Origin of the sequence: Streptomyces sp. NPDC020898 (assembly GCF_044333925.1) — a bacterium.
Classification (GTDB): domain Bacteria; phylum Actinomycetota; class Actinomycetes; order Streptomycetales; family Streptomycetaceae; genus Streptomyces.
The window spans coordinates 1-26,719 of record NZ_JBIRRV010000035.1 but is presented as its reverse complement, the minus strand read 5'-3'; the positions used below and the strand labels follow the sequence as shown (position 1 = coordinate 26,719).

The window sequence follows — 26,719 nt, the reverse complement described above, 5'->3', positions numbered from 1 at the left end:
GACGGCAGCCCGCGGGACGCTTCGACCGCGCCCCCGGCACATGGGTCGCGCACGCAGAAGTGGATCCCCCTGTCCGGCAGGAGTCATCTCAGTCGAGGCAGCACGGAATCGGTCCCCGCTGCCTCGTACAACGGTGTCGAGGTCACGGCGCGACGCCGTCCCCGGCGTACAGGTAACCGCCGGGCCGGGCGGGGTCGGCGATCAGCAGGACCTGGTCGCCGGAGCGGGGGATCCGCAGCTTCGAGACGATGGTCTGGAGGGCGATCCGGTCGTTGGCCCCGGGCAGTTGGAGGATCAGGTCGACGACCGGGTCGAAGTTGACCAGCTTGCCGGTGTCACTGATCGACACGACGGCGGCGGGTATGGTCGGCACCCCCGCGGCGAGCAACTGCTGTACGCCGAGGCCGGAGTTGTACGCGCCGATCGACTGCTGAACCCTGGCGAAGTCCTGGTCGCCGAGGAACGCACGCGTGGTGCGGCCGTAGAAACCCTTGCCGCTGGCCACCTTGGCGGCGATCTCGGCGGCCTTCTCCTCGCGGCTCTTGCGCTTTCCGAAGATTCCCATGGTGTCCTTCCCTTCCGGTGCTGTCAGGTGCGGGCTCGGCCGTCCCTCGGCCTCGTCGCTCCCGCCTGACGATGTGGACGCTAAGCGGCCCGGGACGCCTACCGATCCCAGGTTCGTGCGCCCGTTTCCCGTCGGCGTACGCTCCTGGCATGCCGCCTCCGAACCCGCCGACCGGCGAGCGCCGACCGCGCGCCCTGGTCATCGACCACGCCTGGCGTGGCCTCGGACCGGGGCTGGAATCCCTGAGCGGCCCCGGCGGAGCGCCGTTGACCCGGACGGTCAAGCTGATCGTGCTGCCGCTGATCGTCAGGCCGGCGCTGCGTCCCGAACTCGCGGTGGACTTCCTCGGACCGACGCAGGCCGCACACCTCGACGGACTGATCCGTGAGTCCGGTACGCGACTTGCGGCGACGGCACAGTGGTTCACCCTGCTGAAGAAGGCCCGCCGGGGGTTGGGCATCGTGGCGGGCAACCCCCAGGACCTGTACTTCCAGCGCTGCTTCGAGCTGGCCACCGAGCACGGAGCGCCCGCCGCCGGTGCGGACGCGACGGCCAGAGCCGTGGTCGAGGACATGGCGGACACTGTCGACGGCCGCACGGTGGAGGCGTTGAAGGCCCATCTCGCCGACGGTGCCCGGCGCTCCGTGCTCGACGGAGAGCTGGCCAGCGCCTGGGAGAGCCGCCCCCAGGCCCCGTCGGCCGCCGACGGGGCCGCGTCGGTCGCACTGGCGGCCGAGGTCCTGGAAGCCTGCGGCGCGCCGGACCGGATGGGGAACTCACCGCAGTACGCGGCCATGGTCGAAGCGGGGCACGGAGGCCTGTTCGGCCGGGCCCTGTGGGCGGACGTGGACGGTGTCTGGGGCCAGGGCACCGGCCTGCCGACATCCCTGGGGCTGACCGCGCGGCAGGTCCCGCCGCGTCCGGAGGTCGGCCGGGGCGCGTCGACGGCCACGCTTCCCGCGCCGCTGGACCGCACGCTCTTCGAGCGGCTCTTCGTCGTCCTCCAGTCGTCGGCCCGGCGGGAGGAACTGCCGCCGGTGCCCGAACTCGCCGCGCGGGAGACCGGCCGCAGTTGTGCACCGCTCGGCCTGTACGACGAGAGCCTGCGCGTCGCCGTGGTCCTCGGCGGCCGGCTCGCGGTCGGCCTCGATCCACTGGGCACCGGCGAGGGCACACCGGGGCGTACGGCGGCGCACCGAGCAGTCAACGGCCGCTGGAGGCGGGAGGCCTCGGTCCTCCGCGCCCGCAGGATGACCGTTTCTCCCCGCCCCGACCCGGACGGCGGCGTCCTCGACACCCTCGCCCAGGACCTGCGTACCCCGTGGACCGCCTACATGCGGCGGCTGTGGGTACGGCTGCACGGGCGGGACGTCCGTGACGCACCGCTGGAAGACCTCGCGTCGGCCTGGGCGGTACTCGACGGAGTCGCCCGCTCGGTGATGATGGACCACCGCGCCAGGGTCCGGTCGGCGCTGCGCACCCTGTCGACGGGCCCCGCGCGGGCGGCGGCCGAGCAGAGGAGCGCGTGATGGCGCGGGCCCCCATGGACGTCCGCGTCGCGCGGGGCGAGGACGGCACGATCCGGATCGCCGCCGGTGGCGCCGACGGACGGCCCGAGGGCGGCAGCGACTTCACCCGGGCCGTCATCGAGGTCGCGGGCGCCGTGCTGACCTGGCCCGTCCTCGGCGACCCCGGCCCGCCGTCGGCGGAGGTCCATGACCCGGGCCGCGCCCAGCAGTGGCTGTGGGCGCTGTACGGCGAGCGCGTCGCCGCCGCTGTCCACGACCGTACGGCGGGGGAACGGGGCGTCGTACGGGTGGCGGCGGACCCGACCGCCCTCGCGGACGGTGCCGCCCGCCTCGCCCTCGGGCACTGGGCGTCCCGGTGGTGGCCGGCGTCGTACACGGACGGCGTACCGGCGCTCGAACCGGACGTGCTCGGCCTGGAGTTGGCCGCCCTCACCCACCGGTGCCAGCAGCTCTTCGACGACGACGCCGATCAGCCCGACGACTGTGCGGCCGAACTCATCGACGAGCACCGGGCCGCCCTCGACCCGCTGATCCAGTGGTGGCGCGCGGCGGCCCAACCAGCAGAAACCGTACGCCACTTGGAGACCGTGCTGCGGCTGATCGACGAGGCGGCGGACAGCGCCGGACTGGACGGGCCGGCCCTGCGCCACCTCCGGTCGTCCCTGGACCGCCGCCGTCCGGACCGTGCGCCCGCCGATCCCGGCGCACTGTTCGCCCGGCACGACGGCTACGCACTGGCGGCGGGCGAACAACTCGTCGCGGGCGGCCGGTTGATCGCCCGCGGCTCGGGCACCAACGACTGGCGCCGCTACCCGCCCGGCTTTGTCGACGCGGCCGAGAACGCCGTGTCCTGGACCGCTCGCGCACTCGGCGCGCGCCGCCAGATCGAGGTCGACGTCGTCGCGCACAGTGCGGCACCCCTCGCCGGTGCGGCACTCGCCGCGGAGATCCACGTCAACGGCGGCAGCCCGAACCGCGTGCCCCTCGCCAGACGGGACGACCTGTGGACCGGCCGGGCCGACCTCGACGTCGACCCCGACCTGCCGACCGGGGCGACGGCGCCGCGTATCGAGGTCGGTGTCCTGCTGCCCGGCTTCGACCCGGGCCCTGATCACGCTGATCGACCCGATCACTCCGGCACGCCCGGCGAAGCCGAACGCCGTGCCGACCGTGACGCGATCCGGGCGCTGGTCCGGCGGCGGCTGATTGCCGCGGCACAGCCACGGCCGTACGAGGCGTCGCCCCACGACGACTTCTCGGAACCGTTCCTCGCCGAGATCACCGCCGCTGCCACCGATGAGGACTACTGACGGATGCCGGACGAGAACGAGAATGAGAACGGGCACGACGGCGGCCACGACAGCGAGGGGAACGGCGCGGTGACGCAGCTGTACGGGGAGCCGTTCGACAGCGGCTTCGCCCTGGCCGAGGAACACCAGCTGGCCGCTGATCTCACGGCCGCGTGCGCTGTCTACGACGAGTTGCTCACCCTGGCCGAATCCATCGAGGACTCGCCGGACGTGCGGTTCCTGAGGGCACATCTGCTGGCCGACCTCGCGAGCGTCCGGCTCACCGCCACGGACCTGTCCGGGGCCCAGGACGCCGTCGACCGCTCCCGCAACCTGCTCGACGGGATCGCATCGGTGCCGATGGGGCCGCGCGGCCGCCAGCTGTGGCTGGAAATCCTGCTGCGCACCTTCCTCGCCAGGGCCGACCTGCTGCGCAGAACCGGACGCCTGGACGAGGCACTGGCCTGTCTCGACGAGGCCGCCGTCAGACTGCCCGAGTTCGACGATCCCGAGGGACTGCGCACAGCCGAACTCGGCCTGAACCGAGTACATCTGCTGATGGAGCGCGGCGAGTGGGGAGCGGCCGAGGAACACGGCGCGGCGCTGCTGTCCCTCCTGGAGGCGACCGAGCTGGAGACCGTGCCGCGGCTGCTGGTCGCCCTCGGCACGATCTGCTCCTCGACCGGACGGTTCGACCAGGCCGAGGACCACCTCGCCCACGCGGAACAGCGCTTCCGGGCGCTGGGGGACACCGGTGAGCAGCAGTCACTGCTCGCGCACCGGGCGTACCTCGCGATGAACCGGGGTGAACTCGACCTCGCCGAGCGGCTGTTCGCCGAGGCGTCCGCGTTCTTCGAGCAACAGCGGTGGTTCGGCGATCTGGCGGTCTGCGAACAGGCCCGTGCCTATCTCGCCGGCCGGCGCGGCGACAGCACCGGCGCGGGCGACCTGACGGCGGCGAGCCTGGCCCGGTTCGAACAACTCGGCGCCTCGATCGCCGCCGCCGACACCATGCTGCTGGGCGCCCAGCACGCGTACGACCGGGGCGACTTCACCGAGATGAAGCGGCTCGCCCAGGGTGCCCGCGACGTGTACCAGGCGCGGGAGGTGTACGAGCGGTGCGCACAGGTCGACCTGATGCTCGCCAGAACCCTTGAGGACAACCTGAACCGGACGGATCACGGCGACCACGAGCGGGCCTCCGTCGACACCGCGCTCTCCTTCGCCCTGCCCGCCGCACTGGCCCTGGAGGCGGCGCGCTACGACTTCGTCACCGCCCACGCACGCAGCCAGTGGCTGGAACTGGCGGACGACGCCATGCAGTTGGTCTTCCGTCTCGCCGTGCGACGGCAGGACCAGGGGCTGCTCTTCGAACTGGTGGAACACCGCTGCGCGGGCGCCTCCCTGGCGCTGGACCGTACACCGCTGTCGTCAGGGCTCTCGGGGCTCTCAGGGTTGGCCGACGACACCGGGTCGGTCTTCCCGAGTGCGGCCATGAAGGCGTACCGGCCCGTCGACGGCCCGGTGACGCTGGGAGGTGTGGCGGCGGAGGCGGCGGCCTCCGCGGGCCTGCGTGTCGCGCCGCCGCCGAAGGTGCGGCTGTCGTCGGAATCCGGTCGCGTCGCGCTCCAGGAGTACATCGCGGCGGCCGAGTTCCGCTATCACCGACGGATCGTGAACGAGACGGAGACGCCGTTCTGGATCACCGACGACCTGACGAGCCGCCCGGTGGTCCAGGTTCGGCTGGCCGACGCCGGAGACCTGTTCATCACCTGGACGTGGGCGGGCGGCGCCCGCGGCTTCGGCACCGGCCACGGGCCCGAGGACGAAGTCGGGACGGCGGTACGCGCGCTGGCGGCAGCCCTGCCGGGGCCGCTCGGGGCGGGCGGGGGAACGGAGGGGATGCGGCGCGCGTTCGGCTCCGGGGCGCTGGCCGACCACCGCGGTGAACGGCGGCTCGCCCGGATGCTGGCCGAGGCACTGTGGCCGGAGGAGCTGACGGCGCAGATACGCCAGGTGTCGGCGCGCGCGGGCCGTCCGCTGGTACGGATCCAGCCGTCTCCCCGGGTCGCCCAGGTCCCCTGGGAACTGCTCGCCGTCGATGGCGACGACGATGTCCGGCTCATCGATCTGGCGGACGTGGTCACCACCGCGCCGGCGTCGTTGCGGCGTCAGGACCGGCCCGCCGCACATCCGGCACCGGACAACACCGACCCCGGTGCGGTCGTACTCGTCCTCGACCCCCGGGTCCCGGGATTCCGGGCCGACTCGCCGCTCGGCTCGGTCCTGGGACCGCCGGGCTCGGACCCGGAGCTGCTGTCGTTCGTCCGGAGCCGTCTCGACGCGGGCGCCGTCGTTCCGCCTGTCGGCACCCCGGAGGAGGTGTTGCGCCGCACCGACCTGGACCGGGACTGGCTGAGCGGCGCGCTGCGCAAGGGGGCCCGCAGACTCCTGTACGTCGGGCATGTGAGCGGCGCGCCGGTCGAGGGCGGGCAGAGCGAGGACGGCACGCTCCACCTGTGCTGCCGTGACCAGGCCGCCGGCCTGGCCGACCCGGTCCGCACCCATCGGCCGCTGTCGGCCAAGGATCTCCTGCTCGGCACGCTTCCCCTGCGTGCCGACGGTGAGCCGGGCGCGCGGATCTGGCCCGCACCGCAGCGTGTCGCCCTCATCGGCTGCGAGAGCGGCGGCGATCTCCGGTTCGCCGAGTCGTTCGGCCTCGCGACAGCGATGATCCACAACGGTGCCGAACTGGTCACCGCCACCCGCTGGGCACTGCCGACCAGCTTCGCGTTCCACCAACTCGCCGACCTGCCCGAGTCGGTACGCCCGCTGACCGAGGCGATCATCGCCGTCGACAACGCCCACGAGCACAGCGACCCCGTAGGCCGGCTCGGCCACTGGCAGCGCGAACAGCTCGACCACTGGCGCGCCGACGGCCGGATCGAGCACTCACCCCTGCTGTGGGCGGCGATGACCTGCATCGTCGTGTGACCGCGAAGCGAACCCACGGCAGCAGGCCGCTCCCCGGGACGGACGTGACAGGGCGGGGGCGGGCCGGATGGTACGGAGCCCCGGCTGGACGGGGGAGACCAGCCGGGGCCGTACAGGGTGATCTGCGGAGGGCGGTCGCCTCTCGGCGGAGGGCTCCATGGGGCTTCAGCCGGACGATCGTCCCCATGGGCTGTGGGTGAGGCCCGGGGACACCGTCCCCTCCGCAGTCACATACAGCTGAACGGCCAACTGCCCTTGATTGTTCCGCAGTTGGGGCCGACCTCGATGTGAACTACTGGGCCGACCGCCGCACAACACTGCTTCGCCTCGCCCGTTGGTGCGGGAGGAACGAGTTCTACGCACTCGGGATCTCCGATCACCCCGTGGCCCCGGCCACCTCCGAAGGCAAGCCCGCTGCACATCTGGGCACCGGCGCGTACGCGCTCGACCTTCTCTGCACCGACTCGGAAGGTGCTGACCGTCGGCGCTGAGAGGTCGCGCAGACAGGCGCGATGGGGCACCTCGGGAGAAGAAGTGGTACAGGGCCTGGTGATCATGGGGTTGCGACGCTCTGTGATCACCGGGAGACCTGTGCCTGCCTTGCCAACATGGCTGACCGAACCTCTGGGGGACCCAATCGCGGCGCTGCTTCCGCAGCGGCCCGTCTACGATCCAACCCACCCGCTGGGCTGCCACCGCACACGGATCAGCGACCGGACCATCTTCGACAAGCTGCTGCAACTCCTCCGCTGCGGCTGCTCCTACGAAGCCCTGGCGGACACCACCTGCTCAGCCACCACGATCCGCAACCGCCGTGACGAGTGGATGCGGCTCGGCGCCTTCACCCGGCTCCGGCACATCGCCCTGGAGGCGTACGACCGCATCGTCGGCCTCGTCCTGGACCAAATCGCCATCGACGGGTCGATCACCAAAGCACCCGGGTGCGGAGAAGCCGCCGGACGCTCACCGGTCGACCGGGGCAAACAGGGCCTCACACGCTCGGGGACGACAGACGGGTACGGCATCCCGCTGGGCCGCGTCCTGGCCGGAGCGAACTGCCACGATTCGACCTAACGGATGCCGTCATCACCGTGCGTAGCCTCATTCGCCGCGTCTGGACCACCCACCGCTGGGACGACCGCCCCACCCGGCAACCATGACCCCACACCCATCTGCGCGAGTTCTCACCAGCTCCAGCGAAGCACCAAGGGAGAACGGGCTCTGTCCCTTGGGCTACCAGAGCCTGGCGGCCGTCGGCGGCGGTGGGTTACGGCATTGCCGCGAATGCCTCCCGATGGTCGTATGCCCACTGCTCGAACGTGCCCGCCAATCGGCCGAGCACCTGCGGCACGTGGTCGGTGACGTAGGCCGCACCGCCGGCGCGCGCCCAGCCGATGCCAGTGACCATCCCGGCCGGCAACTGGTCGAACGCATTCGTGTCGGTGATCTTGACCGGCCGTTCCAGCACGCCCTCCAGGATCGCCGCCTGGTCTGCGGACGTCAGCAACTCTGGCCCGGTCAGGTCATACCGCTGCCCGTCGTGCGCATCGCTGGTCATGGCGGCGACGGCGACCGCAGCCACGTCCCTCGGGTCGACGACGGCCTGCCGGGAGTCGCCGACCAGGTTCGGGATCGGCTCTCCGGCCTGGATCAGCGCCCGATACCACAAGAAGTTCGAGGCGAAGCTCGGCGGGCGAAGCATCGTCCACACGAGCCCGCTGGCCTCGATCGCCTCCTCCGCGGCGAGGTGCCACGCGCCGACGGTCGCCCCGTCGAACCGCTCGCCGCTGCCGATGGCGGACAGCTTGACGATCTTACGGACGCCCGCCGCCCGCGCGGCCGTCACCAGGGCGATGTCGTGGTCCGCGGTCGGAACGGGCGGCACGGTGACGAGGAAGACCGTGTCGACGTCGGCCACCGCGCGCGCCAGCGACGCCGGGTCGTCGAAGTCGGCCCGCACTCCGCCGGGCCGCTCGCGGCGGGACATCGCCCGGAACGGCACGCCCCGCTCGGTGAGCAGACGGACGACGTGACTACCGATGGTGCCGGTGGCACCGGTAACAAGGATCATGTCCCGACGATGACAGCGCGCTCACACCTCGTGATAGCAAGTTTCGGCACTATCGTGGGCCGCGTGAGTTCTCTCGTCGTGCCGCCTGCCCTTCTGCGGTGGGTGGCCGGGATCGATGTCGCTATGGCGGGTGCTTCGGCGGCGGTCGATGTGCCCGATCACGCCACCACACTTCTCCTGCGCACTGACAAGCGCGAGCTGATCGTCATGGGCCCCCGCACCCGGGCGGCCTATCACGTCGCCGCGCCCGGCCACTCGTGCGTGCGGGTTCGCATGCGGCCGGGTCGTGCCCAAGCCCTGCTCGGGCGTCCGCTGAATGATCTCGCCGACGGTGCCCTGCCGCTCCGCGGACTACCGGGCCTGGACGTCGACCAGCTCGCCGCCGACCCGGTCAGCGCTCTCGAAAAAGCATTGGCCGACCGCCCGGAGCCGTCGGAGCGGCTCGAAGAGGCGGCGCGTCTCCTGGTCGGCGCCACTGTCACCGCGACCGCGGCACGGTTGCACATCAGTGAGCGCCGCCTGCACGCCCTGTTCACCGACGGCACCGGCTTGTCCCCCAAGCATTTCGCACGCATCGACCGCGTTCGCACCGTGCTCGCGGCCGATGCGGGCCGTTGGGCGGACATCGCCGCGACGGTCGGCTACTACGACCAGTCCCATATGACGGCCGAGTTCCGTCACTTCATGGGTGTCCCACCGGCCGCGTTCACCGCGGGGCGGCGCCCCGCCGCGACTTTGTGCACTGCCTGAGTTCCAAGACTGGCAAAGGCACAGGTCTCCCGGTGTGATCACAGAGCGTCGCAACCCCGTGATCACCAGACCCTGTGCTTCTTCTCCCGAGGTGTCCCATCGCGCCTATCTGCGCGACCCCTTATAGGGCGGTATGGGAGCGCATAGGGGTTTTGTCGTTACCTGAACGTGTGGCGGTGCGGTATTCCGGCCGGTCGGCGGCCGTGGGCTTGTTGGGCTGGGCATCGTGAGCGAGCGCAAGCCCTGCAAGACCGACGTGAGCGACGAGCAGTGGGCGCTGGTCGAGCCTGTGATCGCAGCGCGGAAGGCCGCGCATCCCTCGGTCGGCGGCCATCGGGGCCGGTACGAGACGCGGGAGATCGTCAACGCGCTGCTCTACCAGGGCCGTTCAGGCTGTCAGTGGGACCTGCTCCCGCACGACTTTCCGCCGCCCGGCGCGGTGAAGTACTACTTCCGTCGCCCCGGCCGACGAACTGATCCCGGCACTCTTGAATCAGGCACTCCAGATCAGCGACACCATGAGCGAGGCCGAGCGCCACACGGCCGGGGGAACAATGGCCGACGACCGCGGAGTGCAGGCGTCGGTGCTGATCCATATGGCTCTGCGTGCGTGGGCCGACGACAACGCCCCGTGATGTCGAGGACCACCAGCGGGAGGATCATCTCCTCCACCGGAATCAGGTCCAGGGTGCGCCCGCCGGCCACGAAGTGCGAGGGCGGGTCGACATGGGTGCCCCACTGGCCCACCAACGTGTGGCGGTGCATGGTGAATCCGTCGCCGCGTTCGGTGTCGAAGAGGGTCTCGCGGCCTTCGTCGGGGAAGCCCGCGAAGTGCGGCTGGCCGGGGTGGAAGGCGTGGGTGAGGTCCGTACGGACGGTCTTGGCTGCCAGTTCGCGGTACGCAGCCCACAACCCGGGCTCAGGGAGCCCGGGTTGTGGGTCGGGAGCGGAAGGAGTCATCGTGCGGGTGCTATCACGGCGGGTGCGGATCCGGGCTCCTCAACGGCCGGCGCCGGCTTCAGGGCGCCCTTGCGGCGGGTCAGGCCGACGCCGACGAGGACGACGACCATGCCGGTCGCGACCCGGAGGCCGACGCTCTCACCCAGGAAGACCGCGCCGAGCGCCACGGAGACCACGGGCAGCAGGTAGCCGACCACGGCGGCCTGGGTGGCGCCCTCGGCCGCGATGATCCGGTAGGTGAGGTGGAAGGTGACGCCGGTGCTGAAGACCCCGAGGACCAGTACCGCGACCAGGGCCGTCGTGCTGAGGTGGATCGCGTCCAGGCCGCCGACCGGCACGGCCATGGCGGTCAGCCCGGTCGCCGCGACCAGCTGGGCGGCGGAGAGGGAGAGGGTCGGGATGCCCCGGCCGACCAGGGTGCGGCCCATGTAGACGAAGGCGACGGCGTAGCTGGCCGCGGCGCCGAGGATCGCGAGGGCGCCCCAGCCGAGCGAGCCCGACCGCTCCCAGGGCGCGAAGATGACCACGACCCCGCCGAAGCCGAGCAGCAGCCCGGTCAGCCGGACCGGGCGCAGACCGCGCTCGGTGCCCAGGGCGAGCCCGAGGGCGAGGGAGAAGAACGGGGTCGTCGCGTTCAGTACGCCGGCCAGGCCCGAGTCGACGGTCTGCTGGCCGATGCTGAAGAGGGCGAACGGCAGGGCGTTGCAGAAGAAGGCGGCGATGACGATGTGCCGCCAGACCGTGCGGCCGGTCGGCAGGCGCCGCCCGGTGGCGTACAGCGCGCCGGTGAGCACGACTGCACCCAGCACACAGCGGGCGAGTGTGACCTGGAGTGGGGACAGCCCCCGTAGCGCCAGTTCGATCCACAGGAAGGTCGATCCCCACAGCAGGGCGAGCACGGCCACTCGTGCCGCACCCCTCGGACTCTGTGTGCTGCCACTGTTCACGATGGTGTCTCCGTCTCCGTATCCGTATCCGTATCCGTGTCTGGATCTGTGTCTGGTCCGTGGCTGGCTCGGTCCGGCATCACTGTGATGAAGGTGCCCCAGCCAAGCTTTGAGGACAAGCAAATGGTTCTACACCTTTTGTTAAGCTGTACTGCATGCTTGATGTGAGGCGCCTCCAGGTCCTGCGCGCGGTGGTCACCAGCGGCACGGTGACGGCTGCCGCGGCCCATCTCGGTTACACCCCTTCCGCCGTCAGCCAGCAGGTGGCGGCTCTGGAGAAACAGGCGGGTACGGCGCTCCTGGAGCGGGTCGGCCGGGGGGTCAGGCCCACCGCTGCGGGTCTGCTGCTCACCGAGCACGCGGGTCTGATCAGCGCGGCCGTCTCCCAGGCGGAGACGGCCCTGGCAGATCTGCGGGCCGGGCGGACCGGCCGCCTCTCGGTCCGCTACTTCGCCACGGCGGGCTCCACGCTGGTCGCGCCCGCGCTGGCCCGGCTCCGGCTCGAACACCCCGGCGTACGGATCGACCTCGAACTCGCCGACCCCGAGGACCCGTTCCACGAGGTGGTCAAGGGGCGGGCCGACCTGGCCGTGGTCGTACAGGCCCGGGACAGGACCGGCGACGGCTCCATCCGTCTCGTCCATCTCCTGGACGACCCGTACGCCGCTGTACTGCCCGCCGACCACCCGCTCGCCGAGCGGCAGGTGATCAACCTGAACGAGCTCGCCGGCGAACAGTGGGTGGGCAGCGAGCCGCCAGGACCCTGTCTCGAACCGGTGCTCGACTCCTGTGCGGCGGCGGGCTTCAGCCCCGACTTCGTCATCCAGACCGAGGACTACGCGACCGCGCAGGGCTTCGTGGCGGCCGGCCTCGGCATCGGTCTGATGCCTCGGCTGGGGCTGCGTACCCCGCACCCGGGCGTGGTCGTGCGCGAGGTCCGCAATCCCGAGCCGGTGCGCGTCATCTCCGCCGCGGCCCGCCGCACCGCACCGGAGCAACCCGCGCTGCGCGGCCTGGTGGACGCACTGCGGGAGGCGGCCGGCACGGTCGGCACAGGTGCCGCAGCCAGCACGTAGCGACTAGGGATATTTTCGGCTCACGGATGCGAGGCCAGGCCGGCCAGGCGGGCCGGTCGATAGCTCGACCACACCGGCCCCACATCTGGCCCGGCCTCGTTCCGGTAAGCCACGGCTGCGCGCTTCGCCGACGATGAATCGGTCGCGGGTCTGACGGCCGCCGCCCTGGCCGACCGGCCCGCGCCGGCGGGTGCCTCAAGACGCACAAACAGGCCCCGACTCTCACGTCGGCTCACGTTGATCACCAAGCTGAGCACCCGAGTGGCCCACTGGCGGTGTACTGCGGCGAGCCGAAGGGGGCAGGAGACGGGAGGCGTGCCATGGGCGGGTTGGGGCACATCCTTGCCGGACGCATCTGCGCTCCTCCGGCGTGTCTACACTTCCGCCCATGATCCCCTTGGACGACCCGCGCTGGCCCGAACTCGACCACCGGGGTTGGTCGAAGGGGAAGGGCACGCAGGACGCGCCCTTCGTCCCCGACGAGTTGCGGTACCTGGTGGACCACCCCACGGATGGCGAGCGCTTCAACGATCTGTGGCCGTACCTGTGTTCCGAGGGAACCGCCTGGCCGGCTGCCTACGCCGCGGTGCCTCACCTCGTCACCCTCGCGCGGGGTCTGCCGCCGGCCGAGCGTGACGATTACCTCTACGTTGTCGGCCTCGTGGTCATGTGCTCCGGCGAACGTGGAGAGACTTCGGCCGACCTGCCCGACGACATCGCGGACGCCTACCGTCACGCCCTCCCCGAGGCCCTGACCCTCCTGGCAGAGACGCTGGCCACGGCTGAGCACGACCAGATCGCGACCCGCGACCTCCTCGCCGCCACGGCGGCTCTCAAGGGCCACTCCGGGTACGCCGAGATACTCAACGAGCTCGACGTCTACGCCGAGTGCCAGTCCTGCGGTGAACCCATGCTCGAACTCCCGGAGTAGCCACGCACGGCGAGGAAGCCGCCCGCGCAACAGGTGCGGTGCTGAGGTCTGTTCGCGCCGACCTCTAGACATCCGATCTATTTTCCGGCAACGATGATCGCGCCCCGCGACGGAAGTCGATGTGGCTGTTGTCCTCCGTGAAAGAGCCGATGAATGGGCCGGGAGACTTACTGTGATCAACGAGTTCGAACCGCAGCGACGAAGCATCCTCAAGTTCGGCGGTGCCTTCGCCCTCGTACCTCTGATCACTCAGCTGTCCGGCGGAGCCCCCGCGGGACAGGCCGTCGCCGCCGGGACCGACGCGCCGGCGGCCGTCCGGTGGCCGACGCTGTCGCGCAAGGCGCTCAAGTACTCCGTACCCGCCGTGGAATGGCAGTCGCAGGCTCTGCCGATCGGCAACGGCCGACTCGGCGCCATGCTCTTCGCCGATCCCTACGCGGAGCGCATCCAGTTCAACGAACAGAGCCTGTGGGGCGGGGTCAACAACTACGACAACGCTCTCGCGGGCAAGCCGGACAGCGATTTCGACACCGGCATGACCGGCTTCGGCTCGTACCGGACCTTCGGTGATGTCGTCGTCACCTTCGACAGGGGTGCAAGCCCGAAGGTCACGGCTCCCGGGGGACCGTACAACAGCTCCTCGGCGGAGGGTGTCGACAAGTCGTACGACGGTGAATCGAGCACCAAGTGGTGCATCGACAGGCCCGGTTCGACGGTGCGGTGGCAGGTCGAACTCCCCGAACCCGTCACGGTCGGGTCCTACCGTCTGACGAGCGCCAACGACGTGCCGCAGCGAGACCCGCAGGAGTGGATATTCGCCGGTTCCGCCGACGGCGCCACCTGGACCACGCTGGACAGCCGCACTCTGACGACGCCCTTCGAAAGCCGTTTCCAGACGAAGGACTTCACCTTTGCCAACACTGTGGCCTACCGCTTCTACCGATTCGACTTCGCGCCCAAGGCAGGCGTCAGCCACTTCCAGGTGGGCGAAATCGGGCTGTCCGGCGTCGACTTCGGCGGGGGCGGTTCGATGTACCTGTCGTCGCCGAGCGGGCACTCCGAGGGGTCCGGTGGCGGGACCGGGTCCCAGGCCACGGGCATCTCGAGTTCGGTGGACCGTGATCCGGCCACGGTCTGGCGGGTCGACGCCGCCGCACCGACGGTCGTCTGGCAGGCCGATCTGCCCCGCGCGGCGGCCGTCACCTCGTACGCGCTGACGGCCGCCCCGGACCGTCCGCAGGACGACCCTGGGCGATGGGTGCTGGAGGCGTCGCAGGACGGGCGTGCCTGGACGACCCTCGACACGCAGAACCCGGGGGCGCCCTTCGCCGATCGCGGCCGGACCCGGACCTTCCCGGTGACCAACAGCACGGCCTACCGCGCCTACCGCCTCACCCTGACCCCCGCCGCGTCCGCCACCGGCTTCCAGATCGCGGAGATCGCGCTGGAAGGCAGGGGCTTCGACACGCGTACGCAGCGGACGGTCGTCGACTACCAGCGCTCCCTCGACTTCATGCAGGGCGTCCACACCACCCGCTTCGGCGCACCGGGACGGCGCGTCCTGCGCGAGGCCTTCGCCAGCCGGTCGGCGGACGTCATGGTCTTCCGGTACACGTCGGACGACGCCCAGGGACTCTCCGGCGCGATCTCGCTGACGTCCGGACAGGACCAGGCCCCGACGAGCGTCGACGCCGGCACCGGGCGGATCGCCTTCAGCGGTGTCATGGGCAACGGACTCAAGCACGCGTGCACCGTCCAGGCCGTGCACACCGACGGAGACCTCAGCGCCGAGGGGTCGGAACTCCGGTTCAGCGGCTGTACGACCCTGACCCTGTTCCTCGACGCCCGCACCGACTACAAGCTCGACGCCGCCGCCGGGTGGCGCGGACCCGATCCGCAAGCGGGGATCGCCACGGCGCTCGGCAAAGCGGCCTCCCAGCCGTACGACCAGCTGCGCGAGAAGCACACCGCGGAGATACGCGCCCTCATGAACCGTGTCTCGGTGGCCTGGGGCACCTCTGACGCCGCAGTCGTCGCGTTGCCGACCGATGTCCGGCTGGCGCGTTACGCGGCGGGCGGTCAGGACCCGACACTAGAGCAGACGATGTTCGACTACGGCCGCTACCTGCTGATCAGTTCCTCCCGCCCGAACGGCCTGCCCGCCAACCTCCAGGGCCTGTGGAACGACAGCAACCAGCCGGCCTGGGCCTCCGACTACCACACCAACATCAATGTCCAGATGAACTACTGGGGCGCCGAGACGACGAACTTGACGGAGAGCCATGAGGCGCTCGTCAAGTTCATCGAGCAGGTGGCGGTGCCCAGCCGCGTGGCGACCCGCAACGCCTTCGGCGACGACACGCGCGGCTGGACCGCCCGTACCAGCCAGAGCATCTTCGGCGGCAACTCGTGGGAGTGGAACACCGTCGCGAGCGCCTGGTACGCGCAACACCTGTACGAGCACTGGGCGTTCACCCAGGACGTGGGCTATCTCCGTACCGTCGCCTACCCGATGATCAAGGAGATCTGCGAGTTCTGGGAGGACCAGCTCAAGGAGCGCGCGGACGGCCTCCTCGTCGCACCGGACGGCTGGTCCCCCGAGCACGGGCCGCGCGAGGACGGCGTCATGTACGACCAGCAGATCATCTGGGACCTGTTCCAGAACTACCTCGACTGCGAGGCGGCGCTCAAGGCGGACCCCGCCTACCGGGCCAAGGTCACGGACATGCAGGCCCGCCTCGCGCCGAACAAGATCGGCAAGTGGGGTCAGCTGCAGGAGTGGCAGGAGGACAGGGACAGTCCCACGGATATCCACCGTCACACCTCCCACCTCTTCGCGGTCTACCCGGGTCGCCAGATCACCCCGAATACACCCGACTTCGCGGCTGCCGCCCTCGTCTCGTTGAAGGCGCGGTGCGGCGAGAAGGAAGGCGTCCCGTTCACGGCAGCAACGGTTTCGGGAGACAGCCGCCGCTCGTGGACCTGGCCCTGGCGGGCGGCCCTCTTCGCGCGGCTCGGCGACGGGCAGCGCGCCCAGATCATGCTGCGCGGCCTGCTGACGTACAACACGTTGCCCAACATGTTCGGCAACCACCCGCCCTTCCAGATGGACGGCAACTTCGGCATCACGGGCGCCGTGGCGGAGATGCTCCTGCAGAGCCACGACGGCGTCATTCATCTCCTGCCCGCCCTGCCGGACGGCTGGAAGGCCAAGGGCTCCTTCACCGGCCTGCGCGCCCGTGGCGGCTACGAGGTCGACTGTGAGTGGCGGGACGGGAAGGTCGCGTCCTACAGGATCCTGGCCGACCGGGCACGGAACCGGGGGAACGTCACCGTGCGGGTGAACGGTGTCGACACGAAGGTCAAGCCGCTCAAGCCCTGACGGCGGCACCGCCGACTGCCCTGTTGCCGTGACCGGCTCGGCCGGCCGCCCAACCCTGCCGCCGCCCCAACTCGGCGCCCTCCAGCGGCAGGAGAAACCAGGAGCCGTGGTCGTCGCCAACCGGAGTTCGTCCCAGCCTCGTGAGGGTCCCGTCCCGGGTCCTGGCCAAGGGTTTCCCTCGGAGACGCCAAGAACAGTTCAACACTTGATCATGATTGACCAACAATCGTCCATGATTCAGCAAGCCGAACGGAAAGGCATCGAGCCGGACGTACGTTCCCCTCCGTGATCTCTGACCCAACACCCCACAGAGCCGTCCGCCCGCAGCGGACGACCTCCGTCGCCCCGATCTCCGGTGCGACACCCCGCGCCCGGCGCTCCGTCCTCCGCGCCGCGCTCACCGGGACCGCCGTCATCGGCGCCGGCCTGGCCGTCGGCGCCGAACCCGCGGTCGCCGAACCTCCCACCGCCGCCCCGCGCAAGCGGCCCACCACTGCCGAGGAGGCCCTGCGGGAACTGTCGGCGGGCAACCACCGCTGGCGCACCTTCCGCGAACGCCATCCCGACGAGTCCCCCGCCGTCCGGCAGTCGCTGACCACCAGCCAGCACCCCTTCGCCCTCGTGCTCGGCTGCATCGACTCCCGGGTGCCTCCGGAGCTGGTCTTCGACCAGGGCCTCGGCGATCTGATGACCATACGCAGCGCCGGCCAGGTCCTCGACGAGGCCGTGCTCGGCAGCCTCGCGTACGGGGTGCTCGAACTGGGGATCCCGTTGCTCATGGTGCTCGGCCACCAGTCCTGCGGGGCCGTGAAGGCCACGGTCCAGGCGGACGAGTCGGGCGAGGAACTGCCCGCCCACATCCAGTACCTGGCCGATCAGATCAGCCCGGCGATCGATCACGGCAAACAGGGTGACGCGCGCATCGACGCGACGATCGACGCCAACATCCGGCTCATCCGGTCCCGGCTCGCGGCAGAACCCGATCTCGCCGCCAAGGTGAACTCGGGCGCGCTGGCCATCGTCGGCGCCCGCTACGAGCTGACCACCCAGCGAGTGCACCGCCTCAGCTGAACGTCGTACCAGCAGGAGGCGACCGCGGCGGACTGCCACCGCGGTCGCCTCCTCGGTGTCCCGGACCACGGTGTCACCTGACGATCACCGGCCACGAAGCCGTGCGACCGGATCCTGGGAACAGCCGCGGCCCCGCCCAGCGTTGCCGCGAGCATGACGACGAACACGCCGCTGCCCGAGGTGCTGCGATACACCGCCTTCTCCAGCGCCCCCGACGGTGGAAACCCCGCCGGTGTCGTCCTTGACGCCACCGGCCTGGACGACAGCGACATGCTGGCCATCGCCGCCGACCTCGGCTACTCGGAGTCGGCGTTCCTGACCGCGCCCCCGGCGGGTCTTGGCGGCGAGGAAGGACGGGCGTACAGCATCCGCTACTTCAGCCCCAAGGCCGAGGTGCCGTTCTGCGGGCACGCCACGGTCGCGACGGCCGTCGCACTCGCCGAGCGAACAGGCCCCGGGGAGTTGATGTTCGCGACGCGGGCCGGCACCGTGCCGGTGGTCGTGGCCGAAGAGGACGGGACGCTCCGGGCCACGCTCACCAGCGTCGAGCCGCGGATCGAGGAGATCGCTGACACGGACCTCGCGGAGGCGCTCGCCGCGCTCGGCTGGCCGGCCGCCGATCTCGACCCGGCCTTCCCGCCTCGTATCGCCTTCGCCGGCGCCCGCCATCTCGTTCTCGCGGCGGCGACACGCGCCCGACTCGCGGATCTCGCGTACGACTTCGCTCGCCTCGAAGCCCTGATGCACCGCTTGGACCTGACCACGGTCCAGCTGGTGTGGCGGGAGTCGGCCACCGTCTTCCACGCCCGTGACCCGTTCCCCGTCGGCGGCGTCGTCGAGGACCCGGCGACCGGCGCCGCGGCCGCCGCGTTCGGTGCGTACGCCCGTGAGCTCGGCCTGGTACCCGAGGACGCCGTCCTCACTCTGCACCAGGGCGAGGACCTGGGCCGCCCCGGCGAACTCACGGTGACGCTGCGCGCGGGCGATCGGCGCGTCCGGGTCACGGGCGCGGGAACACGCATCGGCTAGGGCGTCAGCCCTGCGGCACACACCCGATGGGCCGCTACGAGGCCCACGGCATGCGGGCCCGCGCACGTCCAGATCGTCACCCTCCGCATACGCCGAGGGTGACGTGGACGAACCGTCCGGCGCGGGTCACGGCTTGCGGGCGAGCCCGCCGTGTTCGCCGATGACCTGAGGCGCCGGGGCGGTGGCGTCCGGCCGCCAGAGCGGGACGGAGACGACACCGGGGTCGAGTAGCTCCAGGCCGTCGAAGTAGGACGTGATCTCGTCGACGGTGCGCAGGTTGTAGGGGACGGCGCCGCTCTCGTTGTACGCGTTCTGCGCCTGCTCGAAGACGGGGTCTATGCCCGCCGAACCGTCGTTGATGGAGAGGTAACTGCCGGACGGCAGCGCACCCATCAGGTCGGTGACGATCGAACGGGCCTGCTCGTGGGTGGCCACGTGCCCGAGGATGTTACTGAGGATCAGTGCGGTCGGCCGGGACAGGTCGAGCGTCTGCGCGGCGGCCTTGAGGATGCGGTCGGTGTCCATGACATTGGCGTCGACATACGCGGTCGCCCCCTCCGGCGTGGAGTAGAGCAGGGCGCGCGCATGGGCGAGGACCATCGGGTCGTTGTCGACGTAGGCGATCCGGGCCTCGGGGGCGATGCGCTGGGCGACCTGGTGGGTGTTGTCGGCGGTCGGCAGACCGGTCCCGACGTCCAGGAACTGCCGGATGCCCGCCTCGGCGACCAGATAGGTGATGTTGCGGGCCAGGAAGGCACGGCTGCTGCGGGCGATCGTGACAATGCCGGGGAAGACGTCCGTGTAGGCGTCGCCGGCCGCCTCGTCGACGGGGTAGTTGTCCTTCCCGCCCAGCCAGTAGTTCCAGATGCGCGCCGAGTGCGGCACCGACGTGTCGATCTTCTGGTGTACGGCCGGTTCGGGCGTGGTGCTCTTCTCGGTCATGGGCGGCGTTCCGTTCTTCGGCATGGCAGGGCATGGGCCATGAGCAGGGGCAAGACGAGGATGGTTCAACGCACAACCTATGTCCCAATGGCCTGAGTGTGTACGACAGTTGGGTAGGGCCGGTCCGGCAACCGGCAGTCCGCCCCCCTGCGACCGCTACGACTTCCCGGCGCGCGTATATGTCACGTCGAAGTCGGGCATCCAGAGTTCGCCGTCACGGGACCGCTCCCAGCCACCGCTGATCGTGTCGCCTGCGTCGTCGGAGGTGGCGGTGAACCGCTGATGGAAACCGGGCGCAGCGCGCCACTGCGTCCATACGCCCTCACTCATGCGTGTCCGGTACGTGCGCGCGACACCGCGGCCATCGGCGTACAGCGTGGTGAACTCTCCCTCCGTTTCGTCGTAGCCGGTCACGGTCACCGTGGGGAACGGCGCACCGGCCGCCCACTCGGCAGGCAGCACCGACTCAGGCCCCAGGTCTGCTCGTTGGACGAGGAAGGCTCCGCCCTCCAGCCACGCGAACTCCGTCCGGACCGGCCCGGCGCTGTGGCCGGCGGCCCACATGTCCCACTCGCCTACGAGCACGTCCAGCTGTCGCAGCGCGCTGTGGGGTGTCGGTTGCCGCATCAGGCTCTCCTCTTCTGGGCGGGACATCGCCTCCGAGTGATGACCGAGGACACTCCCCGGACTCATCGGTCGCCGCCTCGTGTGAGGATGCGGCAATGGCATGGGCGAGGAAACGCGGGCGGCAAACGGTCGGGCTCATGGCCGTGGCGAGTACGGCGCTGGCGCTGACCGCCTGCGGCCCTGGCGGCTCCGACAACGCGGGCAACGGGGACGCCGGGGACCGCGAGGCGCAGTACAAGCGTGTCATCGAAGACCCTCACCCGCGTCCCGCCGACGTCATCGAGGCGGCCGGCGCACCCACCGGCGTGGTCCGCGCGGCCGACGGCTCACTGCTTCTGACGTACGACGCCGGCAACGTCGAGGACGACGAGGGGCCGGCCGCCACCGCCTGGCGCATCGTCGGCCCCGACGGCCGTACGGTCGCCGAGCACGCGGAACACGCGGACGCGGAGGCGGTGCGGCCCGCGTTCAAGGGGGTGCGCGGGGGCTTCGTGCGGGTGCCTTCGGGGGAGGGGACCGAGAGGGCGTACGCCCTCGACGTACGCGGCAAGCGGCACGAGATCGTCATCACCGGGACCCCGTCGCGGACCCGCCCCGGTGACATCCTCCTCACCGACCTGGAGCCGCCCCTCGTCTACCGCCCCGCCACGCGCACCGCGGCGCCCCCGGCCGGAGTCCCGGACGACGCCGTCCGCCTCGTGGTCGACGAACGGGGCACGGTCTGGAGCCTGGACCAGCCTCTGACCGAGGACCCCAACCGCGTCGTACGGCAGCGCGACGGTCGTACCCTCGGCGCCACGACCGTCCCGAAGTCGTACACGGGGGGACTCCTCGTCGCGCGGGCCGGCACCGCGGCGCTGTCCCTCACCCAGGACGTGGGCGTGCGCGGCCTGCTGGTGACGACGGACGACGGCGCGCACTGGCAGGCGGTCCTCGACGGCGGTATTCCCTGGACGGACCTGAAGCATGGCTCGGAGTTACTGGTCCTGGAGTTGCTCGCGGACGGGCGGCTGCTCGTCGGCGAGCAAGGCGGCCGCTACTGGCTCGCCGACGACCGCACCAACAGCGCCTTCCACGAACTCAGGACGCCGGCGGCATTCACCTCGCTCACCGTCGAGGGCACGACGCTCTACGGCATCGCGGACGCGACGACGGCGACCTACGACCTGGCGAAGGGCGAAGGGCTATGGGTCTCTCGCGACGACGGACGTGAGTGGCGGCGCCACGAGCAGCGCGGATAGCGGCGGCCGCCTGGCCGTGCTTGTGCAGTGGTTCGCCGACGACGGCGGTCATGACGAGAGCCGCGTCAAGGAGGGCGCGCACCTCCTGATGGAGTGGACGAAGGAGTGCATGGCCGCCCACGGCTGGTACTTGCAGGGCACCCCGCCCGACCAGCCCTGAGTCGTCATCGGCAGAAGCTGCCGGTTGCGTAGTGCCGCCGCGTCGTACGAGCAGCGCGGCCGCCGGGTCGAACCACTGAGGACTGGGTGCCAGATCATAGGGTCCTGACGTAAAAGGGTGTTTTCGCAGGTCAGGACGCTTGTGACGCCTGCGCTCTCTAGTAGTGGGACAGCCTGTTGTCTGCGTCGGTCCCGCACACCCCGCACACACCGTGCCCCGGAGGGCAGTCGCGAGACGCTTCGCTCAGTGACTCCCCGCGGTGCGTTTCCCTCCGTACGCCCTCCCACTGGTCGGCAAAGTGCGTCGCTCCCTCCCCGAGCCCACGAAAGCACGCCACGACGCCACCGGAGCCGACGAAGTACCCGCCACGTATGCCTCCATCCGCCCCACCGACCCCAGCCACGCCGCCCCTTACACGCAGTGGACGGCAACGGCCGCCCGCTGGCCGTCATAGTCACCCCAGGCCAAGTCCACGAGGCGCAGGCCCTCCCCCCTCTTGCTGGGCGACATCCGAGTCTCGCGACTCGGCCGCGGCAGGCCGCGTACCACCGGACACACTGCTCGCAGATAAGGCGCACTCCTCCAAGCAGGTCCGCGCAGACCTCGCGCCTCGTCCTGGCCATGCCGTCGAAAGTCGGCGAGCCACTGCTCGACGGATGCGTACCGTGACGCCGAGTTCTGCTGCTTTGGCCGCCTTCCTGTCTGCCATCGGCACCGACAGGCCGTACGGGCCGGGACCATCGGGGATCACGCGGGCGCGGTCGGAAAACAGCAGTTCCTTCAGTGCCAGGCGCTGCATACGGCCGTGCGAGTCTCTCAGGACCACCTCGTTGCCCGCCGTGGTCGCCGCCAGTTCGACCGCCTCGAACGCCGGGGCGGCGAAAGGGTTGGTGTGCGGGGCCGACGGAACCGGGTAACGTATTTGTCATGTTCTTCCAGACGCCGATTTACGAGTGAGAGTGTGATGGGCGCCTGCTGACATCCTTCAACGTCGCCGCCCGTCCCCCTCCGATGAACCCGTAGATCACTTCACATCATTACCGGGAGAACCCGTGACCGTGAGCAAGAACATCAACAACCCCGTGGGCATGGGCGGCGGTCAGCGCAAGAAGCAGTCCCGCGCCGAACGGCAGAACAACGGTCCGCACCGCAACCTCGACCGCCAGGGTGCAGCCGACCGGAAGGCAGAACTCGTGCGCAAGATGCGCGAGAAGACGGGCGCAGCTGAGGGCCCCGAGCAGGCGGGCGACAACACCGCACAGAGCTGACGCACCGCCGCCGCAGTGCGGCACCGCACAGGGCAGGGCCCGGACCGCGACGCGCGGTCCGGACCCTCGTTGGTGCCCTGGACGATGAGGATTCGTGTCACGCGGCCAACCACATGGGTGCTGGCTGGTGCTGCCGGTGACGTGACGTGAGGGGGGTGGGAAGGCTGACACGGCGTTGTGGAGTGGAGGTCAGTCCCGGAGCAGCGCACAAACGAAGTTCTCCTCGACCTCGCGCAGTTTTTTCAGTAGGCGCGGCTTTGTCGCTTCGTTCACCTGTGTGGTGAGGGAGAAGGTCAGTGACCGTTCTCCGTCAGGTGTTGCGGCGATGAGCTGGGTGTAGCCGGGTGTGTTTCCGGTATGGCCGAGGACCACTCCACATCGGGTGGTGTAGCGGAAGATCGCTGCTCCTGCTTTGTTCTTGCCCGGGCCCGCCGGTTCCGAGGCGCCGTCGACCCACCGGCGCTGCTCGCGCAGTGTCGCCCGGGAGATCAGCGCGCCGCCCGCGTATCCGCGGATGAACCTGGTCATGTCCCTGGGAGTGGAGACGATTCCACCCGATGCCCATACCCCCGAGGCGCCGATCAGCTCGCTGATGTCCTGCGGTGCGGCCGGCGGCTGGACCGGGACGTCGTAGCCGTGCATGTACGGTTCCGGCAGCTCGAAGCCCTGCGGGAGGCTCGTCTCGTGCAGGCGGAGCGGACGGTAGACCAACCGCCGCAGCAGCTCCTCGTAGCGTTTGCCGGTCGCCGCCTCGGCCATCAGGGCCACGGCGATGTTGTCCGAGTTGGAGTACTGGTACCGCGAACCGGGGCGGAACATCAGGGGCTCGTCGGCGACGAAGTCGAGCAGCCGCCGGGAGTCGAAGGTGTGATGCGGATCGGCCGTGAGGATCCTGAGGAATTCCGGACTCCGGCTGAAGTCCGGCAGGCCGCTGGTGTGGGTCAGGAGCTGACGCAGGGTCACAGAGTGCCAGGCCGAGGGGAGCGCGGGCAGCCGTCGGCCGATGGTGTCCTCGAGTGCGAGCGTGTCCCGGTCCACGAGCCGCAGTGCTACGGCGCCGCTGAACGCCTTTGCTGTACTGGCGATACGCATGTGGTCGCTCTGTTCGACCGGCCTGCCGGTGTCGAGGTCGGCGACTCCGGCCCGCAGGATCCGGCGTGACTCCCCTCGCTGGAGCACGGCGATGACGCCGGGCGGACCGCCCGGCGCGCGGACCAGCTGTTCGAGCTGCTTCTGTAGCGCGCGGTCCGCGGCGGAGCCGGGAGTGTCGGCTCCGGCGGGTGCGGAGACCAGGGCAGCCAGGCAGGCGCCGGCCAGCACGGCGCTGACCGGCAGATGCAGGCGGGGGAGACGGGGCAGCGGCATGCGATCTCCGTACGTTGTTGGACGGTCCAGGAGGACCGGACGTGGCTGATGGGGTCCTGCCTCGGCCATCAGGGGAGTCCGGGCACGCCCAGCATCGGCCGTGCCGCACCCGGCTGCCCGTGCCGCTGCTGCATTCGGCCGAGCGGGTCGTTCGGACGGCCGCGCGCCTCGGGGTGGGGTGCCGTCTACGGGAGCGATGGGTTTCGGGTGTGTTCTTTCGGTGTCGGCGGTGTCGGCGGTGTGTGCTGAGTCGTGACGGCCCGCGGGCGGGGAGGGGCGTGGGCTGCTGGGAAGGGCCCCGTGAGGTGGGGCGCTGACGGGATTCGCCGGTCAGGGCCTGTACGGGTGGCGGCAGAGATCGTTTCTCGCGCTGTGCCGCCGGATTTCCCGTGATACCCGTCAGTCGCCCCGCAGGTTGCCGCTGGCCGCCGGTAGCGTGACCCTCGTGATGGTGGGCACCGAAGAAACCCGGATGGTCGTGCTGCGCGGCAACAGCGCGTCGGGGAAGTCGTCCGTCGCAGCGGGCATCCGCGAGTGCTTCGGCCGCGGCCTGGCTGTCGTCGGCCAGGACAACCTGCGTCGGATCGTCCTGCGCGAGCGGGACCGGCCGGGTGCCGCGAACATCGGCCTGATCGACCTGACCGCCCGCTACGCCCTGGACGCCGGATACCACGTAGTGGTCGAAGGGATTCTGTACGCCGACCACTACGGCGACATGCTCACCCAACTGCTCGCCGACCACCGTGGCCCGAGCCACTTCTACTACCTGCACGTTCCGTTCGAACAGACCCTCGCCCGTCACGCCGCCAAACCGATCGCGAACGAGGTCAGCGAGCCGCAGCTGCGGGAGTGGTACCGGGAGCTCGATCTCCTGTCCGGCGGCACCGAGACCGTCGTCGGCGCCGACAGCACCCTGCAGGAGACCATCGACCGCATCATGCTCGACACCGGCCTGACCGGCCTTCCCGCACTCGATCGTTGAGCGTCCCCGCCCGGCACGGACGAGGGCGGCGGGAAGTCGGGCGGTTGGCTACATCGTAAGTAGGGGCGCTGGTCCACTTTCCGTGGAGGGCTCACCGACGGTGATGTCAGCGGCCTGTGGTGAGATGGCCGCGCTCTGTCGGCCGCCCGGTGGGAGAACCTTCCAATGTCTGTGTACCCGTCGCTGACCCGTGCTCTGGCGGAGGCTTTGGTCGATGTCCTCTGGTTCGTCGAGGGGTGCGAGGACGAGCAGGTGGATCCGGATGACGCGGTCAAGGTCTTGGAGGGTTTCGCCCATCTGGTGACTCAGCTGTCGAGTGATCAGCGAAGCGAGTTCGTCGACCTACTCGGTTCGATGGCTGCAGAGGAGGCCGATTCTTCGCGCCGCGAGTTCCTGGAGGGCTTCTCTGAAGGTTTTGGGCTCGTTGCGGACGACTCCTGACCTGGGATCCATGTGTAGAGCAGGACGCGGTTGCGGAGGAGTTCGAATCCTGCGCGACCGAACGTCTGACGCTCGAGCATCGTGATCCCGTTGACGTGGCCTTCGACGACGCCGGAGTTCCAGGGTTGTGAGAGGCCGGCGATGACGGCGCCATGCTCACCTGGCGCCGACAACTGGGCCTGCGTGCACGGTGGTTCACCGGCGACGAGGTCTACGGCGGGCACGAACTTCGGCGCAGTGCCCGCCGGCTCTGCTTCGACTACGCCCTGTCGGTCCGCACTGATCAGCAGGTCGCCACCCCCGGTGGCCGCTTTTCCGCGACCACCCTTGCCGCACGGCTGCCTGGCGGGCGTCGACGCGGATGCTCACCGGTCACGGCCTGAAGGGCGCCGGGCTCTACGACTGGGCCTGGACCGACATCCAGAGCGACGACGCCCCTGACCCCGAGGACACCGAGGGCGACACATTCATCCTGGTCGTACGCCAACGTCGCTTCACCGGCGGACTTTCCTTCTACCGTCGCCACTCCACCCGCCCCGTCACGCTCGCTGGCCTTGTACACATCGTCTGCACCAGATGGCGGGTCGAAGAGGACTTCCAGCTGGTCTAGGGCGCCAGCGGACTCGACCAGGCTCAGACGACCTGCTGGAACTCCTGGACGTGCTGGAGTCTGATCAGCCGGCCACCGCCGTCCCGGCTGTCACCCGCGCCCGCCCCGCGACCACCACCTTGGCCGACGGCCTCATCCCGGTCAGCGCACGCGAGCTGCTGACCATCGATCAAGCCTCGCCAACCCTGGCACGGCCTGGTCGACGCCGACTCGCCACGGTGGCATGAGGCGACTGGTTCAGCAACCAGCGCGTCCACACGCAGATCGGAGGTATGCCGCCCCACGAGCACGGAGACCACCTATTACGCTCGATGACCAGCCCCAAACCGGCGGCTGGAGTCAACGTAGAGCCTCCATGGGCGTCGGGGCGGTTCACGGTCTGCAGATCTCAGCCGGGGAGTTTGTTGCTCTTGCGGATCTGTCCGTCGAAGACTGCGGTGGGAAGGATGCGGTGCGCTGTGCTGACGAGCCGGGCTTGTCGGCCGGCGG

23 protein-coding genes and 3 pseudogenes are annotated in these 26,719 nt (G+C 70.3%); 19 read left to right on the top strand and 7 right to left on the bottom strand.

Annotation, left to right across the window (positions count from 1 at the left end):
* Window positions 1–142 precede the first annotated feature (142 nt).
* Window positions 143–565 carry a hypothetical protein gene (locus ACH4TV_RS47005; protein ID WP_398407622.1) on the bottom strand — a complete coding sequence of 141 codons (423 nt, stop codon included), beginning with the start codon at window positions 563–565 and terminating at the stop codon, window positions 143–145.
* Window positions 566–714: 149 nt separating this feature from the next.
* Between ACH4TV_RS47005 and ACH4TV_RS47000 the strand changes: the two genes are divergently transcribed.
* From ACH4TV_RS47000 to ACH4TV_RS46985, 4 genes and pseudogenes are all read left to right on the top strand, one after another.
* Entirely contained in the window at window positions 715–2,094 is a 1,380-nt protein-coding gene (locus tag ACH4TV_RS47000; RefSeq protein ID WP_398407621.1) for a hypothetical protein, read from the top strand.
* A complete protein-coding gene (locus tag ACH4TV_RS46995) occupies window positions 2,094–3,404 on the top strand; it encodes a hypothetical protein (RefSeq protein WP_398407620.1) in 1,311 nt (436 codons plus the stop codon). Before ACH4TV_RS47000 ends, ACH4TV_RS46995 begins: the two co-directional genes overlap by 1 nt.
* Window positions 3,405–3,407: 3 nt before the next feature.
* Complete coding sequence (locus ACH4TV_RS46990; protein ID WP_398407619.1) at window positions 3,408–6,377, top strand: hypothetical protein; 2,970 nt, start codon at window positions 3,408–3,410, stop codon at window positions 6,375–6,377.
* A gap of 591 nt (window positions 6,378–6,968) precedes the next feature.
* A pseudogene (locus ACH4TV_RS46985) lies at window positions 6,969–7,537 on the top strand (transposase).
* Between the two features lie 107 nt (window positions 7,538–7,644).
* Here the strand turns inward: ACH4TV_RS46985 and ACH4TV_RS46980 are convergent.
* Window positions 7,645–8,448 carry an NAD(P)H-binding protein gene (locus tag ACH4TV_RS46980; RefSeq protein ID WP_398407618.1) on the bottom strand — a complete coding sequence of 268 codons (804 nt, stop codon included), beginning with the start codon at window positions 8,446–8,448 and terminating at the stop codon, window positions 7,645–7,647.
* Between the two features lie 63 nt (window positions 8,449–8,511).
* Here ACH4TV_RS46980 and ACH4TV_RS46975 point away from each other — a divergent pair, with 63 nt between their 5' ends.
* The 3 genes and pseudogenes from ACH4TV_RS46975 to ACH4TV_RS46965 all read left to right on the top strand — a co-directional run bounded on the left by ACH4TV_RS46975 (window position 8,512) and on the right by ACH4TV_RS46965 (window position 9,833).
* The gene (locus ACH4TV_RS46975; RefSeq protein WP_398407617.1) at window positions 8,512–9,198 is read left to right on the top strand and encodes a helix-turn-helix domain-containing protein; all 687 of its coding nucleotides are present in this window, start codon (window positions 8,512–8,514) and stop codon (window positions 9,196–9,198) included.
* Window positions 9,199–9,424: 226 nt separating this feature from the next.
* A pseudogene (locus ACH4TV_RS46970) lies at window positions 9,425–9,646 on the top strand (transposase); the annotation flags it as partial.
* A 40-nt stretch (window positions 9,647–9,686) separates the two neighbouring features.
* Window positions 9,687–9,833: a hypothetical protein gene (locus ACH4TV_RS46965; RefSeq protein ID WP_398407638.1), complete on the top strand. Its 147-nt coding sequence runs from the start codon at window positions 9,687–9,689 to the stop codon at window positions 9,831–9,833.
* 40 nt (window positions 9,834–9,873) lie between these two features.
* Here ACH4TV_RS46965 and ACH4TV_RS46960 read toward each other — a convergent pair.
* Together ACH4TV_RS46960 and ACH4TV_RS46955 are read right to left on the bottom strand one after the other, a co-directional pair.
* Window positions 9,874–10,158: pseudogene (locus ACH4TV_RS46960) on the bottom strand (cyclase family protein); the annotation flags it as partial.
* Window positions 10,155–11,105: a DMT family transporter gene (locus ACH4TV_RS46955; protein ID WP_398407616.1), complete on the bottom strand. Its 951-nt coding sequence runs from the start codon at window positions 11,103–11,105 to the stop codon at window positions 10,155–10,157. The pseudogene ACH4TV_RS46960 and the gene ACH4TV_RS46955, both read right to left, overlap by 4 nt.
* A gap of 155 nt (window positions 11,106–11,260) precedes the next feature.
* Between ACH4TV_RS46955 and ACH4TV_RS46950 the strand changes: the two genes are divergently transcribed.
* The 5 genes from ACH4TV_RS46950 (at window position 11,261) to ACH4TV_RS46930 (ending at window position 18,594) form a co-directional block, all read left to right on the top strand.
* On the top strand, window positions 11,261–12,181 hold the full coding sequence (locus ACH4TV_RS46950; RefSeq protein ID WP_398407615.1) for a LysR family transcriptional regulator: 921 nt from the start codon (window positions 11,261–11,263) through the stop codon (window positions 12,179–12,181).
* A gap of 388 nt (window positions 12,182–12,569) precedes the next feature.
* Entirely contained in the window at window positions 12,570–13,112 is a 543-nt protein-coding gene (locus ACH4TV_RS46945; RefSeq protein ID WP_398407614.1) for a hypothetical protein, read from the top strand.
* A 172-nt stretch (window positions 13,113–13,284) separates the two neighbouring features.
* Window positions 13,285–16,494: a glycosyl hydrolase family 95 catalytic domain-containing protein gene (locus tag ACH4TV_RS46940; RefSeq protein ID WP_398407613.1), complete on the top strand. Its 3,210-nt coding sequence runs from the start codon at window positions 13,285–13,287 to the stop codon at window positions 16,492–16,494.
* 285 nt (window positions 16,495–16,779) lie between these two features.
* Entirely contained in the window at window positions 16,780–17,565 is a 786-nt protein-coding gene (locus tag ACH4TV_RS46935) for a carbonic anhydrase (protein WP_398407612.1), read from the top strand.
* Between the two features lie 153 nt (window positions 17,566–17,718).
* Window positions 17,719–18,594 (top strand): PhzF family phenazine biosynthesis isomerase, encoded by an 876-nt coding sequence (locus ACH4TV_RS46930; RefSeq protein ID WP_398407611.1) that lies wholly within the window; start codon window positions 17,719–17,721, stop codon window positions 18,592–18,594.
* Window positions 18,595–18,720: 126 nt separating this feature from the next.
* Here the strand turns inward: ACH4TV_RS46930 and ACH4TV_RS46925 are convergent, their stop codons facing one another.
* Together ACH4TV_RS46925 and ACH4TV_RS46920 are read right to left on the bottom strand one after the other, a co-directional pair.
* A complete protein-coding gene (locus ACH4TV_RS46925) occupies window positions 18,721–19,536 on the bottom strand; it encodes an SAM-dependent methyltransferase (protein WP_398407610.1) in 816 nt (271 codons plus the stop codon).
* Between the two features lie 156 nt (window positions 19,537–19,692).
* Complete coding sequence (locus ACH4TV_RS46920; RefSeq protein WP_398407609.1) at window positions 19,693–20,163, bottom strand: hypothetical protein; 471 nt, start codon at window positions 20,161–20,163, stop codon at window positions 19,693–19,695.
* A gap of 137 nt (window positions 20,164–20,300) precedes the next feature.
* On the opposite strand from ACH4TV_RS46920, the gene ACH4TV_RS46915 reads away from it, so the two are divergent.
* The 3 genes from ACH4TV_RS46915 (at window position 20,301) to ACH4TV_RS46905 (ending at window position 22,832) form a co-directional block, all read left to right on the top strand.
* Window positions 20,301–21,404 carry a hypothetical protein gene (locus ACH4TV_RS46915; RefSeq protein ID WP_398407608.1) on the top strand — a complete coding sequence of 368 codons (1,104 nt, stop codon included), beginning with the start codon at window positions 20,301–20,303 and terminating at the stop codon, window positions 21,402–21,404.
* Between the two features lie 16 nt (window positions 21,405–21,420).
* Complete coding sequence (locus ACH4TV_RS46910; RefSeq protein ID WP_398407607.1) at window positions 21,421–21,564, top strand: DUF6300 family protein; 144 nt, start codon at window positions 21,421–21,423, stop codon at window positions 21,562–21,564.
* A gap of 1,052 nt (window positions 21,565–22,616) precedes the next feature.
* Window positions 22,617–22,832, top strand: coding sequence for a DUF6243 family protein (locus ACH4TV_RS46905; RefSeq protein ID WP_398407606.1), 216 nt, complete (start codon window positions 22,617–22,619; stop codon window positions 22,830–22,832).
* Window positions 22,833–23,021: 189 nt separating this feature from the next.
* Here the strand turns inward: ACH4TV_RS46905 and ACH4TV_RS46900 are convergent, their stop codons facing one another.
* Entirely contained in the window at window positions 23,022–24,197 is a 1,176-nt protein-coding gene (locus tag ACH4TV_RS46900) for a serine hydrolase domain-containing protein (protein ID WP_398407605.1), read from the bottom strand.
* Between the two features lie 448 nt (window positions 24,198–24,645).
* Between ACH4TV_RS46900 and ACH4TV_RS46895 the strand changes: the two genes are divergently transcribed.
* The 4 genes from ACH4TV_RS46895 to ACH4TV_RS46880 all read left to right on the top strand — a co-directional run bounded on the left by ACH4TV_RS46895 (window position 24,646) and on the right by ACH4TV_RS46880 (window position 26,230).
* The gene (locus ACH4TV_RS46895; protein WP_398407635.1) at window positions 24,646–25,179 is read left to right on the top strand and encodes a kinase; all 534 of its coding nucleotides are present in this window, start codon (window positions 24,646–24,648) and stop codon (window positions 25,177–25,179) included.
* A 165-nt stretch (window positions 25,180–25,344) separates the two neighbouring features.
* On the top strand, window positions 25,345–25,620 hold the full coding sequence (locus ACH4TV_RS46890) for a hypothetical protein (protein ID WP_398407604.1): 276 nt from the start codon (window positions 25,345–25,347) through the stop codon (window positions 25,618–25,620).
* A gap of 152 nt (window positions 25,621–25,772) precedes the next feature.
* Window positions 25,773–26,003, top strand: coding sequence for a hypothetical protein (locus ACH4TV_RS46885; protein WP_398407637.1), 231 nt, complete (start codon window positions 25,773–25,775; stop codon window positions 26,001–26,003).
* Entirely contained in the window at window positions 25,982–26,230 is a 249-nt protein-coding gene (locus tag ACH4TV_RS46880) for a hypothetical protein (RefSeq protein WP_398407603.1), read from the top strand. The genes ACH4TV_RS46885 and ACH4TV_RS46880 overlap by 22 nt, the downstream gene beginning before the upstream one ends.
* Window positions 26,231–26,719: the final 489 nt, after the last annotated feature.